We start from the raw sequence: 13,233 nt of genomic DNA, 5'->3' as shown, positions 1-13,233 counted from the left end.
GCCCCCGTAGATCATGTCGATCGAAAATTCGTCAATTCATGGTCGCACATCTCAGCGGGCGGTGAATCTTTTCAAAATTGTGACGGGTCGTCATTTGACATTTTTACCACGGTCGCCATATTGCAGCGCAGCAAATACCTGTAGACTGAGGACGGGGCAACTGCAATTGGGCACCCACGGTCGCAATATGACGGGAGAATGCGCCATGACGACTTCTCAGTCTTCACACACTCCAACCGTCCCTGTATTGCATGTCTTCGAGCAAGCCGGAGGCTGGCATTGGGGCATCACGGTCCCGCGCGCGAAGGGAAGCGGATTCAAACTGATCGCCTTCAGCGAACGAACCTTCGCGGTCGAGGACGCCGCTCGCACGGACGGAAGCCAGGCGTTAGAAAGCCTGGCAAATAGCGGTGCGCGCGACCGGCTTACTACCGACGTCGCGTGAGTTCAATCGCCCGCGGCGACGATCGAGCCTGAGCCGCGCCGCGCGGCACTTCCTTGAATCACCTTGAGACCGATGGTCGCGTCGGCGACCCGGAAGGCTTGCGGGGAAAAGACGCGCCTCGGACGAGCCTCGATCGCCCGCGCCACGCCGCATATGAAATTCGCCGCTGCGCCGTCGCCACACTATTGTCACACTTTGAAACGACGATCGGTGGTTGCACCGTCCCTGGCCCGGACGGCCGGCACGGCGCAGAAATTCTGTCGCTGTCCCGACGATAGTGACCGCAGTGTCGCACCGCTTCGCCAGATCCCCGGCATGCGACGTGCTCTACACAACGCGGCGAAAAACATGAGAGACACCGTGAAGCAACGAGCGACTGTTGTCTGCCAGCTTGGCAGGCGAATCCTCCTGGTCAGCCGGGAAGGCACCCGTTGGTCGCTACCTGGCGGCAAGCCCGTGACAGGGGAAGATCTTCGTGAAACCGCGATGCGCGAATTGATGGAGGAAACGCGCCTTCATGCAATGGACATGCGGTACATGTTCGGCTTCACCGGCATCCACACCTGTCATCATGTATTCGTTGCGACGATTGCCGATGGCGGGCAGCCCGTGCCCAGCAACGAAATTACGCGTTGTACCTGGGCGAAGGTCACGGAGGTAGCCAATCTGCCGGTCAGTACTTCTACGAAGGGAATCGTTGAAGTATTGGCCATGGCGTCCAACGGCGCGTCAAGACTGCCCAGCGACTATGACCAGGCAGCCGATATCGGAGCCCAATTCTCTCGCTGATGAAACCGCCCCGGCCAGCATAGCCATCACGACCTGAATGGGCGGCATCTACAGCGAATCAAAGCTCGTCGAGGCCTACGACTTTGCCGGGCGCCCCGTCTTGACCTGCTCCACAGCGGACACGGCTGCAAGGAGACGCTTCAGTGCCGCGGATTCGAGCAGAACCAATCCAGCGCGCAGAATTTCGCTCTTCTTCACGGACACACCAGCCTCCAGGCATTTCTGTTTCAGCGCAGCAATTTTGTCGTAGTCGGACTTCGGCATTGTGAAGCTGTCACGCACGACTTTCTCTTTCTTCGCGCGCTTGTCTTTGACCGCCACAGTTGCTTTGACAGGCGCGGCCTTGTCAGCGGCAACCGTCTTTTCCTTCGGCACTTTCTTCGCGCTTGCGCTCTTCTTTTTTACCGCGACGCTCGCGGTTGGCTCGGCAACGTCGCTCTCAGTTTCGGGGGCGGCGCCAGCACCCTTCGGGAAATGAAAAGTCTTCTTCGTTGCTTTCTTGAGGCTCGGCTCACTCATCAGGATCTCCATGCAAAAATTAACGGTATAAACAGTATATACGGTTATTTGGCGGCATGAGTCGCGGACGTGGAGGATGTGCCGATTACCGGCGTTTACGCAGCGCAGCAAATCCGCAGTTCGAGTCGTCCCGTCAACGAGTAACGGCCGCGTTTGCCATGCGTGCCCAGTGTGAAATTCGTCCGCAGCTCTTTAACGTGCGCGGTCACCCAGACGCCATGATTCGATGGAATAATGACGTTTCGTGCTCGCCTGGATGACTCGTAGAATTGCAGCCGGATGCGCTGCAAGCCGACATCATTCAGGCGGGCGCGCTTCACCTGCATGGAGCTTTTCGTCGCTGACCGACGCACCCCATGATCAGCGTTTCCCTCAGGGTCCTGGCGCCTTGCCCGTGCGACCGTCGGCTTCTTCACGCCCCTGCGCGTGCGTGGTTTCTGTTCTGCCTGGTTCGTCGGCATGAAGCAATGCGGGCGTAAGAAAGCAGCCCATCACGGCGGACAGGATAATAAATATCGAGGCCGCATCGACCAGCAGCCCGAAACGAATAAAAATCAGGAAGCAGCACAAAACATTCAGCAGATGCAGGAGTAAGCCCAGAACGGTGGAACCCTTTGGGACGGCGCGGATGAAGACCGCAAGCCGCGATTGGCGGCGCGGCACGTACCAGATGATCAGCAGCCCGAACGTCATGATGAAGGCGCTTTCCGCCCATTTCAGCCAGGTGGGCCGACGCAGGAAACGCCCCTCGACGATCGTCTCGATCACTTGCGCCTGAATCTCGATACCTGGCACCAGTTCGCCCAGCGCGGTCGTGCGCATGTCGGTGACGCCCGCGCCGGTCAGGCCGACCAGCACCAGCTTGTTGCGGATCCGGTCGGGGTCGACTGTGCCCTGCAGGACGTCGCGCGCCGACACGTAGCGGCTCAGCGTCGAGCGAATGGATGCGAAATGCAACCAGATGTCGCCGCCGGGTTGCGTGGGCACCTGCACATCCGCGACGCCCACCGCCTGCACGCCCGATGTGTCGGCAAACACGTCGATCGCCGATGATCCGGTGGCGAGGCGGAGCATTTCCATCGGCAGACTGGGGACCAGCTTCTCCCGCAAACCCATGATCAACGGAATATGCCGGACCACGCCTTGTTCGAGTGCCACGCTCAGCATCGCCTGACCGTGAGCCGCCGCCTGCAATTCGGGCAAGCTGGCGAGCACATAGTCGAAGCGTTGCACAGAGTCGAGTGGGTCGGCGCCATGCACGAGGATCGGCGCACTGCGCAGATCGGTGCTGGCGGCGGAGGTTGCGTGATCGAGCGGCGCGGCGCCCAGGATGGTCGGCGCGGCGCGCAACGATCGCTCGAGAATGGCCTCGTGACTGGGCAGCGCCCGCAAGCCGGCCGCCAGAGCCGCAGCCGATTTCGGCAGATTGGCGGCCACCTTGTCGGGCGAGGTCTGATCCGGTTCGGGCATGTAGATGTCGAGACCGATGGCCAGCGGTTTCAGTGCGTCGACGGCATCGACCAGGCTCGCGAGTCGATTTCGCGGCCACGGCCATTGACCGACGGTCGCCAGCGTCTCCTCGTCGATCTCCACGATGGTCACGGGCTGCGCGGTCGGAACCCGCGGGAAGTGACGTTGATACTGATCGAACAGAATTTGCCGGGCGGTTTTGAAGGAATCAGGCAGCGCCGCGTCGAGCGCGTCGACGAAAGCCGGACGCGGTATGTCGCTCGGCCATTCGCTGGTCAGATTGAGCAGGCTCAGGCCGAACAATAACGCCAGCGCCACCGGACGCCCCTGGGCGGCCTTCAGCAGATGCCTGGTCCGGGCAATCCATGGGTCGAAATAGCGTTTCATCGACGGAAAGGCCACTTAGCGCCGATGACTGGCGCGGGTCATTGGACGGTGATGACCGCGCGCCGGTTCATGCGATGGGGAACGCCATCCGCCGTGGGGACCAGTGGCTCGCGTTTGCCCCGCGCGGCGATCTCAATCTGTTGGGCAGGAATGCCTTGCTTGATCAGGAACGTCGCCACCGTCTGCGCCCGCTGCATGGACAGTTTGTCATTGAAGTCCTGCGAGCCGGCGAGATCGGTATGACCGACCACCACGAGTTGGGGCGCAGGCCAGGTCGCAAGAACGGCCTTCAGTTTCTTAACCGTGGCGGCCGACTCCGGGGCCAATTCGGTGGCGGAGTCGAAGAGAAAAAAGATCGTGAAGGTCATGGGGCGCGGCGGCCGGGCCGCGAGCAGTTCACCATATCGTGCCTGCACAGTGGACTGGCTATCCAGCGTTTTTTCAATGGAGCCGCTCTTCGTGACGTCGACTCCGGCGTAAGCCTTGTCTATGGTCTGCTCGCCGGTCGCGCTGTGGACAACGACCGCGCCGACCTTGCCGTCGGGATCCGGCAATAGAATGATTTTGTCCGGAGTGCTGCACGCGGCCAGCAAGGCCAGCATGACGAATGCCGCTGCCCATGCCAGCCCGCGACGTCGGATTGCAGCCTTCAATGTGCGCCCTCCCCTTTATCCCCGACTTCGATGATGAACTCAGTGCCGCGCACGCCAAGCGTGGTGGTCGGTGTGCTGAAACGGACGGCATCCGGATTCGCCTTCGCCAGTTTTCCGGAAATCACGGCCAGTGAGCCGCGTTTGACGGAGGCGTCGAGCACGCCGTCATGGGTCGTGGTATTGAATGCGAATTTGTTGAGGTCGAGGATGGTATCGGCGCCGGCCGAGAGCTGGGTGGTGTCACGCAGCGTGATGCCGACGGAGGACTGCGGGCCGGTCACGATACGATCCTTGCCATACACCTCGCTGCCGATGGCCGCGCCCGAACTTGCTCCGGACCGCTCGATCTGCACCGTGCCCTTGACGGTCTTGACGACGCCGGCAGCATCGTCGGCAAGTGCATCCGCGACAGCCATGCATCCGCAGGCTAGAAGCAACGCATATTGGGCGGCTTGGAGACGCATCGGTGGCACCTGATGGCGTAAACGCTGCATTCCGCGGGACAGCGCGGCTCCCTGATGTCGACCTGGTGTTGTGAGCAATCATTGCCTGACCGCTCGCAGAGCTGGGGCTTGCGAAAGACTTGCAGAAATACGGTTCCTGGAAGCCGGGGAGGCTTTTCTACGGCATCCATCAGACTAGCGCCGCGCCCCTGGGTGACTCTGTGCGCTTCCGCGCATATCGCCACGAGACACTTGATTGGCAGCCTGTTTGCGTCGCCGCGCCTCTCGATTAAGGGTTAACCCATTCAGAACTGCGCATCAAAGTGCATACAGTTCTTGCATACGAGCTTGCTTCAGACGCGGGGGGATTGCCGCCCAGGACTTCCGGCGGTGTTTCCTCAGTTCCACGAACTCAAAGGAGAAGACAGATGGAAATCCGCAACCCTTCCCCCGGCCTCTACAACGAAGATCTCGCCCCTTCAAGGGTGCGCAACTGGGGCGCCTTCAGCATCTTCAACGTCTGGACTTCGGACGTGCACAGCCTCTGGGGCTACTACCTCGCAGCCAGCCTGTTCCTGCTGTGCGGCACGTTTACGAACTTCGTGCTGGCGATTGGAATCGGCTCGCTGGTGATCTTCGCGCTGATGAACCTGATCGGCTACGCCGGCGAGAAGACCGGCGTGCCCTACCCGGTGCTGGCGCGCGCCTCCTTCGGCGTGTGGGGCGCCAACCTCGCGGCGCTGGTGCGCGCCGTGGTGGCCTGCTTCTGGTACGGCGCGCAGACGGCCGCGGCAGCGGGCGCGCTGGTCGCTCTGCTTATCCGCAACGACAGCATGATGACGTTCTACAAGGGCACGCACTTCCTCGGCCACTCCGGGTTGGAGGTGATCTGCTACGTGGTGATCTGGGCGCTGCAGTTGCTCATCATCCAGAAGGGCATGGAGACGGTGCGCAAGTTTCAGGACTGGGCCGGCCCGGCGGTGTGGGTCGCGATGCTGATTCTCGCGATCGGCCTGTGCGTGAAGGCCGGCGGCTTCTCGTTCTCGCACGGCATTCCGATGGACGTGCTGCTCGACAAAACCAAAGACGCCGGTGTCAGCGGCGAGCCGGGCTCGTTCTGGGCGCTGATGGCAGTGGGCGCGACCTGGATCACCTACTTCGCGGCGCTGTACCTGAACTTTTGCGACTTCTCGCGCTACGCAAAGAATCGCGAAGCCGTGAAGAAAGGCAATCTGTGGGGCCTGCCGGTCAACCTGATCGCGTTCTCGCTGGTCGCGGGCATCACCACCATCGCCGCCTTCAAGGTGTATGGCGAAGTCCTGCTGCACCCCGAGCAGATCTCAGCCAAGTTCGACAGCTGGGTACTGGCGCTCATCGCGGCGCTGACCTTCGCGGTCGCCACGCTGGGCATCAACGTGGTCGCCAATTTCGTCTCGGCGGCGTTCGACATCTCCAACGTGTTCCCCAAGCAGATCAGCTTCAAGAAAGGCGGCTATATTGCCGCGGCCATCGCGCTGGTGCTCTACCCGTTCGCGCCGTGGGAAGGCAACGCCGCGCACTTCGTCAACGCCATCGGCGCGACGATGGGCCCGTTGTTGGGGATCATTCTGGTGGACTACTATCTGGTGGCCAAGGGCAACATCAACGTTGCGGCGCTCTATCAGGAGCATGGCGAGTACCGTTACGAAGGCGGCTGGAACGTCAACGCGTTGATCGCGGCGGCGATCGGCAGCGTGTTTTCGACCTTTCTGCCGAACTTCACCAACCTGCTGCCGGTCTGGTGGAACACCTATGGCTGGTTCTTCGGCGTGTTGATCGGTGGCGGCACCTATCTGATCATGGCGACGCTGCGGCCACGTACCGCCATTGCGACGACCCGCGCTTAAGGCTTCTTCGTGGAGCTGGATGCGGTGACCCGCGTTCAGCTCCACGAGGCAGAGTCAAGCATTAGCGCGCGCTGCATCCCGCAGGCGGACGGTTCGTCACGATAGGCGGCTCCGCCTTTCTCACTGGTTGATCTGCCCTGCCGCAATGTCCTCTAGCGATCTTCCGCGGGTCGGCACGCCCATGAGCAACACCGCCAACGCGCCGATCAGCAGCACGAGCGTCGTCGCCCCGAACACGCCGGCAAAGCCCAGCAGCGGATAGACGTACCCGACGAGGATAGGCGCGGCAATCGCGCCCAGCCGGCCAATCGACGAAGCGAGCCCGGTGCCCGTCGCGCGCACGTCGGTGGGAAAAACCTCCGGGGTGTAGGCATAAACGCCGGCATAGGTGCCGTTCATGAAGAACGAAAGCAGGATGCCCGACACCATGATGCCGGTATCCGTACCCGTCAACGCAAGCCCGAGCGCCGAGATGCCGCCCAATATCATGTACGACGCAATCGTCGCCTGGCGGCCGATCTTCTCGTTGAGCCACGCGCCCGAAAAGTATCCGGGAATCTGCGCGATGTAAATCACGAGCGAATACGAAAAGCTCCGCGTGATCGTCATCCCGTTCTGAACCAGCAAGCCGGGAATCCACGTGAAAAACGCGTAGTAGCTGAACGTGATGGATAGCCACATCAGCCACGTCATGGCCGTGATGCGCGCGAGCTTCGCCGCCCACAGCGCCTTGACGTTGGCGATGATCGAGGCCCGTCCGGCCGCGAGCGGAACGGATCCCTCGCGCGCGGGAGACAGCGGCTCCAACTGTATGCCGGCTTTCATCACCTCCGCTTCCATCCGCGACACGATCGCATCGGCTTCCGCGTGCCGGTCGCGTGCCTCGAGCCAGCGCGGCGACTCGGGCAACGCGCGGCGCCACCAGAGCAGCATCACAATGGGCAGCGCCGTGATCACCATGACCGCGCGCCACGCATTGGGTGCGAGCGGAATCACCAGATAGCCCAGCAGTGCGGCCGCCACGAAGCCAAACGAGAAAAATCCCGCGAGGCTGCCGGTGAAACTGCCGCGATATCGCCGTGCCACGAACTCGGAGAGAAACGGCGCGACGATGGCGCTTTCCGCACCCGTCCCCAGGCCGGCGACAATACGCGTCGCCAGAAAAAATCCCCAGTCGTTCGCGAGCGCGCTGGCAAGGGACGCGACACAGTAAATCACGAGCGCATACATCATGACCTTGCGTCTGCCGATGATGTCGCCAAGCATGCCCGCGAGCATCGCACCGACGAAATAGCCCATGAACGTACCGCTTCCCAGCACGCCGGTCTGCACGCTCGTCAACCCCCATTGCGTGCGCAGCACGGGCAGCAGGAATGCGAGCACGGCGGCGTCCATCGCATCGAAGGTGTAGCCGAGGCCGCCCATCAACAACAGACGGCGGTGAAAACCTGAAAACGGCAATCGCTCGATGCGAGCGGCAATCATCGACATGGACAAGCTCCGATTGGGACATTGGGGCGCCGCGAACGCGGGCGGGCTCATAAGGTCAAGCGCTTTCGAGTTCGTTGACGAAGATCCGGCCATCCTTCATTACGAGCGGAATATGCTCGCCCTGGCCCAGCAGGCAATCTACGGACTTCAAAGGATTGCCGTCGACCACCAGCACATCGGCATGCGCGCCCGCCATGATTCTGCCGAGCTTGTCCTGCATACCGAGCACTTCCGCGCCAACGATGGTCGCGCTCGCGATCACCTCGGCCGGCGACATGACGTCGGCCAGAATCCGGAACTCATCGCTTTGCAGCCGCTGTGCCTCGCCGAGCAGGTCCGTGCCGAAGCCCATCTTCACGCCGGCGCGCTTCATGATTTCAATCGATTGGAGCCCCGCGCCATGCACGTCCGCGACCTTGGCGATGCTGGCCGGCGGCAGTCCATATTTCTCGCCTTCGCTTGCAAGGGCGTCGTAAGTGACGAGGGTCGGCACGACATACGCGCCGTGTTCCGCCACGAGACGCGCGGTCTCCTCGTCGATCAGATTGCCGTGCTCGATCGTGCGCACGCCGCAACGCACGGCGCGCGCGATCGCCGCGGGCGTATAGGCATGCGCCAGTACATACGTGCCACGCCCCTGAGCTTCGGCGACGATGGCGCGGATCTCGTCTTCGGAGTAACCGAATGCGCCGACCGGATCGGTGGGCGAAGCAACCCCGCCCGAAGCCATGATCTTGATCTGGTCGGCGCCCATCTGCAGTTCCTCGCGCACGGCCCGGCGCACTTCATCGACACCGTCCGCCACGCGGCCGAGCGCGCCCACGCGCACGCAGCATCCGCACGGTGAATCGGGCGGCATGTAGTCGGAGCGGGCGCGCGGATCCGCATGACCGCCCGTCTGGCTCAACGCGCGGCCGGATACAAAGAGGCGCGGACCTTCGATGAGCCCCGATTCGACCGCCTGCTTGAATGGATACCCTGCCCCGCCCGCGTCGCGCACGGTGGTGAAGCCGCGGCGCAGCATCGCGCGCATGATCGGCACGGCGCGCAGCGTGACGAGCACGTTGGGGAGCGTCGCCACGCGCGGCAGATTGAACTCGATTGCAACGACATGCACATGCAGATCGATCAGCCCCGGCATGATCGTTTTGCCTTTGACGTCGATCACGTGCGCGTTGCTGCTCTTGATCGGTTTATCGGACACTTCGCGGACGAAGCCGTCCTCGATGAGAATTTCGAAACCTTCCAGCAGATCAGGATGGGTAGGATCGAGAAGCGCGCCGTTACGTAAGAGAAAGCTGGTCAAGTGTTATCTCCTTCAGGTTTCGACCGCAGCGCCAGGCATACGGGCCTCGCTTCGAGTGTGGAGGCCGGCGTATGGAAGCGCTGCCAGGATATTCATCAGGATAAATCCCGCATGTATCAAGTATGGCGCTGACCTACACATGCCGCAAAGCGGATCCAAAAAAAAGCTTTTCCCACATGTTGATCTATTGCAGCTGTCCGCATTAAGATGGGCACCTCGGCGCGCGACATGCCACCCGAACGCAAGGTGACATCCCGCAGCGGCCACCACACCGAATTGATCCTGCTCGCGAAGCGAGGCCAACGGATCAGGTTCCCAGCCAGGCAGCAAGCTCAGCCAGGAGACAACGATGCTCAGTCCACACGAATTCGCGACCCTCATGTTGCTCAAGGATGCACCGGATCTACCGAGTCTGGACGGTGCCGATCTGGAAGCGCTTCTGGAGCGCCAACTCGTCACGCTGGAAGAGCTCGCTTCCGGGCAACAACGCCCTCTCATTACCGATGACGGACAGATTTTTCTGAAGGCCGCCGCTCGTATCCTGAACGACGAATGACACGTATCGCTTGATCAGTTGCACAGTCAAGGAGTGTTGCATGGCCGAATCGGGGGCGGGAATCGTCGTGGGTCTGTGTGGTCTGAGTGTCGCCATGCTGTTGGTCGCCGGACATTATTGGCGCGAGATGATCAGGCGTCGGCAGCTCAGACGAATGAACCATCACGATTGCTGGGAAGTGATGCGCCACAGGCGCTGAAGGCGCGCTGCCGGATGCGTCGATAGTCACGGCATCAAGTGGCTTATGTGCATTTCGCGCGCAGTCTTGCGGACCTGTTTGATTCAATCGTACCCGCAGCGAGCAGGTCACGAGAAAGCCGATCATGAACTGGCTGGCCAATGCGGTGCTTGTCGCGCATGCGCTGCTTGCGTTGTTCATCGTGTGCGGATTCGTCGCGATCTGGGTGGGCGCCGGCCTCCGCTGGAAGTGGATACGCCAGCGTTTCTTCCGGCTCGTTCATCTGTCAGCGATCGTGATCGTGGCCACGCTGTCGCTGCTGGGTATCGCGTGCCCGTTGACGACGCTGGAGGACTGGCTGCGTACGGGTTCGCCGGATACGCAAGGATTCACGCAAGGCTTCATTCAGCGCTGGGTGAGCCGCCTGCTCTACTACGATTTGCCGGGCTGGGTCTTCACGCTTCTGTACGTCGCTTTCGGTCTGGTGGTGTTGCTGACCTGGCGGCTGATTCCTCCTGAGAGCGCACGTCGTTCGAAAGCAATGCGCTCGTGAGTCAGAGCTAACGCGCTGGACACCTCAAAGACGAGCAACCGCTACGATGGCCATCTGAATGTCCACGGCCCGTATCGCGCAGATACGTGTTCCACAGCCGGCGCACGTATATTGCCCGCTCACGCCGCGCGCCAATCGTCCAGTCGCTCGCCGATTGCTTCCAGCTTGGCACGGTCCAGTTTGCCTAACGAATTGCGCGGCAACCGGTCAACCACGATGAGCCGCTCCGGCATCTTGTAGTTCGCAACTCTGGTGGACAGATCACGCAACACGTCCTCGACCTGCGTCGCGGTTTCGGTCAGTTCAACGAAACCGATCACGCGCTGCCCGAGGACGGCGTCCCGCACGCCGACTATCGCCGCCTCGCGCACGCCGCGATGGACCGTGAGCGCATGCTCGATTTCAGTTGGCGAGATGTTCGACCCGCCGCGAATGATCAGGTTTTTCTTTCTGGCGACGTACCAGAAGTCGCCGGCCTCGTCCTGGCGCATCACGTCGCCGGTGGGCCACCAGCCATCCTTGCGTGCGTCGTCGATGCGCCCGGCGCCGAGCCAATAGCCGACGAACAGGTTCGGTCCGCGCAGCATCAGTTCGCCCGCTTCGCCGCGCCTGACCGTGTTGCCTTCTGTGTCGGCGAGACGAACGAGGTCCACGTCGACCGCGCGGCACACAGGCCCGCTATCGAATCCATAGGTGAAGGTGCCCGCGCTTTCGCTCATGCCGAGGAAATTGCGCATTCTGACGCCGAACACCCGCAAAAACTCCTCCTGCAGACTCGGCGGCGTCGCGTCGCCTCCGACGAGGCAGGTGCCCAGTGACGCGACGTTGCGTGGCTGCGCGATCTGCTCGACGATCGCCGCCGAATACATGAACGGCAACCACATCATCATCGTGCAACGGTGCCGTTCTATCAGGTCAAGCGCGGCCGCCGGCTCGAATCGGTCCATCAGGACGCAGGTGCCGTCTGTGGCGAGCGTCGCGAGCGCAGTGAAGAGCCCTGCAGCATGCATCATGGGCGTGGCAATCAGCGTGACGTCGTATGGTCTCGACGCAATGGCCTGGTAAGCTTGCATCATCGCGCACGCAGTGCGCGGGGTGTGCGTGACGAACTTCGGTTCTCCCGTGGTGCCGGACGTCGACAGCAGAAGCGCCGGTTCGTCGACGCGCACCGGCTCGAGCCGCATCTCGTCTGCCTCGTGCTCGATCAACTCACTCCATGCTCTGCCGCCCGCGCCTTGCGCCGAGCCGTCGACAAGAAAGCGCTTGTCCGCAACGAGAATCGAAGCATCCATGCCGGCAATCGCACCGTATAGATCCCGCTGGCCCAGATACAACGAAACCTGCAATCGTCGCAGTTGCGGCTCGAGTTCCGCGCGTGTGAGCCGGTTGTTCAGCGGCACCGCAATCATGCCTGTCAACATGCACGCGTAATACGCGGCGACGGTTTCCGGTTTGTTCGTCATGTGCAGCGCAATGCGATCGCCGGGTTTCAGACCGTGAGCGAGCAGACCTCGCGAAAGCCTTCTGATATACCGTGTCAGGCGATCGTAGGTCCATGTGTCATCTCCGGCGATCAGCGCAATGGCATGCGGGCGGGCTGCCGCGGAGTCGAACAGGCGTTCGTGCACAGTGGCGAGTTGCGGTACCTGCATGGGTTGCGGGCGTGTTCCGGGACAAGACATGGCGGTTGCTCCAAGGGTCGATTGGCTGTCGATGACAGGTCTGCCCTCACAACAGACAACGCTCGCAGATTATTCCGGCGCCTGTGTTGAACCAACTCCTCTTCCCGCGTCAATGACAACGACAAGTCGAGCCATGGCGCCGCCATCTAGTCCAGCGGCACGGTAATAACAGCACGCCCTGCCGCGCGTTTCATCAGCTCCGCGTGATTGGATGGCTGGCCTAACCATCTCGCCAGTCCACGCGGTTTCCGGTGACCCAGCACGAGCAGATCCGCGTTGAGCAGGCCCGCATAATTAGCCATGCTATCGACCACGTTCCCCACTGCGACATAGCCGCGCGCAACCGTTCCGCTCTCTCTCAAATGATCCAGCGCTTCCTTCAAGGTCTGCTTCGCCGTGCCTTCCATCTGTGAACACGCGACGTCCGATAAGTATCCAAGACTGCTGCCCACAGCCGAGCCGATATCCACTACCGACAGTACATGAACAGTAGCGGTCAACGCATATCCCAAACGGGTCGCGCGCAGTAATGCCGATCTGGATTCAGGCGATCCATCGTAGTAGACGAGCAGGTTGTAGTGGTCAGGCATGGGATCCTCGAATCGTGCGACGAAGGGAGTGGCGGCGGTTGCGTCATCCCCATAACACCCGTGGCCGACGAGGTATTCCAGAAAAGCGCAACGCTTCTTTTCGCTCGCGGCTCTTTGCCGTCACGGAATAAAACCGAAACACCAGGCGTTCGGAGGAGGACGATTCAGCGCCAAAGAGATCGGGCAGTTCAATCCGCGGACTCACTGTTCGCTGATTGCACGCCCATTCCTTTGCGCACTCAGGGATCGTTCGTTCGCGTGCATCGCAGATACAAGACGATTGCG

The 13,233-nt window shown here is 61.6% G+C and carries 14 protein-coding genes; 5 read left to right on the top strand and 9 right to left on the bottom strand.

All coding sequences use genetic code 11. The features are described from left to right. Positions 1 to 13 precede the first annotated feature (13 nt). Positions 14 to 445 carry a hypothetical protein gene (locus B0G74_RS46540; protein ID WP_243658152.1) on the top strand — a complete coding sequence of 144 codons (432 nt, stop codon included), beginning with the start codon at positions 14 to 16 and terminating at the stop codon, positions 443 to 445. A 348-nt stretch (positions 446 to 793) separates the two neighbouring features. Beyond that, on the top strand, positions 794 to 1,234 hold the full coding sequence (locus B0G74_RS09100; RefSeq protein ID WP_132374495.1) for an NUDIX domain-containing protein: 441 nt from the start codon (positions 794 to 796) through the stop codon (positions 1,232 to 1,234). A gap of 75 nt (positions 1,235 to 1,309) precedes the next feature. Here B0G74_RS09100 and B0G74_RS09095 read toward each other — a convergent pair whose 3' ends face one another. The 5 genes from B0G74_RS09095 to B0G74_RS09075 form a co-directional block, all read right to left on the bottom strand. Then, positions 1,310 to 1,753, bottom strand: coding sequence for a hypothetical protein (locus B0G74_RS09095; RefSeq protein WP_132374494.1), 444 nt, complete (start codon positions 1,751 to 1,753; stop codon positions 1,310 to 1,312). Between the two features lie 95 nt (positions 1,754 to 1,848). Beyond that, on the bottom strand, positions 1,849 to 2,079 hold the full coding sequence (locus B0G74_RS09090) for a hypothetical protein (RefSeq protein ID WP_132374493.1): 231 nt from the start codon (positions 2,077 to 2,079) through the stop codon (positions 1,849 to 1,851). Positions 2,080 to 2,125: 46 nt separating this feature from the next. After that, on the bottom strand, positions 2,126 to 3,610 hold the full coding sequence (locus tag B0G74_RS09085) for a CHASE2 domain-containing protein (protein WP_132374492.1): 1,485 nt from the start codon (positions 3,608 to 3,610) through the stop codon (positions 2,126 to 2,128). Between the two features lie 38 nt (positions 3,611 to 3,648). Further along, positions 3,649 to 4,212, bottom strand: coding sequence for an OmpA family protein (locus tag B0G74_RS09080; RefSeq protein ID WP_243658151.1), 564 nt, complete (start codon positions 4,210 to 4,212; stop codon positions 3,649 to 3,651). Positions 4,213 to 4,259: 47 nt separating this feature from the next. Continuing rightward, positions 4,260 to 4,727 (bottom strand): FecR domain-containing protein, encoded by a 468-nt coding sequence (locus B0G74_RS09075; RefSeq protein WP_132374490.1) that lies wholly within the window; start codon positions 4,725 to 4,727, stop codon positions 4,260 to 4,262. A 407-nt stretch (positions 4,728 to 5,134) separates the two neighbouring features. On the opposite strand from B0G74_RS09075, the gene B0G74_RS09070 reads away from it, so the two are divergent. Continuing rightward, entirely contained in the window at positions 5,135 to 6,592 is a 1,458-nt protein-coding gene (locus tag B0G74_RS09070; RefSeq protein WP_132374489.1) for a cytosine permease, read from the top strand. Between the two features lie 120 nt (positions 6,593 to 6,712). On the opposite strand, the gene B0G74_RS09065 is transcribed toward B0G74_RS09070, so the two are convergent. Both B0G74_RS09065 and B0G74_RS09060 read right to left on the bottom strand, forming a co-directional pair. Continuing rightward, positions 6,713 to 8,083, bottom strand: coding sequence for an MFS transporter (locus tag B0G74_RS09065; protein ID WP_132374488.1), 1,371 nt, complete (start codon positions 8,081 to 8,083; stop codon positions 6,713 to 6,715). A 55-nt stretch (positions 8,084 to 8,138) separates the two neighbouring features. Further along, the gene (locus tag B0G74_RS09060; RefSeq protein ID WP_132374487.1) at positions 8,139 to 9,389 is read right to left on the bottom strand and encodes an amidohydrolase family protein; all 1,251 of its coding nucleotides are present in this window, start codon (positions 9,387 to 9,389) and stop codon (positions 8,139 to 8,141) included. Between the two features lie 349 nt (positions 9,390 to 9,738). Between B0G74_RS09060 and B0G74_RS09055 the strand changes: the two genes are divergently transcribed. Further along, positions 9,739 to 9,945, top strand: coding sequence for a hypothetical protein (locus tag B0G74_RS09055; RefSeq protein WP_132374486.1), 207 nt, complete (start codon positions 9,739 to 9,741; stop codon positions 9,943 to 9,945). A 323-nt stretch (positions 9,946 to 10,268) separates the two neighbouring features. Further along, complete coding sequence (locus B0G74_RS09050; RefSeq protein WP_132374485.1) at positions 10,269 to 10,676, top strand: DUF2784 domain-containing protein; 408 nt, start codon at positions 10,269 to 10,271, stop codon at positions 10,674 to 10,676. A 119-nt stretch (positions 10,677 to 10,795) separates the two neighbouring features. Here the strand turns inward: B0G74_RS09050 and B0G74_RS09045 are convergent, their stop codons facing one another. Together B0G74_RS09045 and B0G74_RS09040 are read right to left on the bottom strand one after the other, a co-directional pair. Next, the gene (locus B0G74_RS09045; protein ID WP_132374484.1) at positions 10,796 to 12,358 is read right to left on the bottom strand and encodes a class I adenylate-forming enzyme family protein; all 1,563 of its coding nucleotides are present in this window, start codon (positions 12,356 to 12,358) and stop codon (positions 10,796 to 10,798) included. Between the two features lie 146 nt (positions 12,359 to 12,504). Then, complete coding sequence (locus B0G74_RS09040) at positions 12,505 to 12,948, bottom strand: universal stress protein (RefSeq protein ID WP_132374483.1); 444 nt, start codon at positions 12,946 to 12,948, stop codon at positions 12,505 to 12,507. Positions 12,949 to 13,233 lie beyond the last annotated feature (285 nt).

Origin of the sequence: Paraburkholderia sp. BL9I2N2 (assembly GCF_004339745.1) — a bacterium.
Lineage (GTDB): Bacteria > Pseudomonadota > Gammaproteobacteria > Burkholderiales > Burkholderiaceae > Paraburkholderia.
Note: the sequence above shows the minus strand (reverse complement) of the source record. Positions and strands in the feature narration are given on the sequence as shown.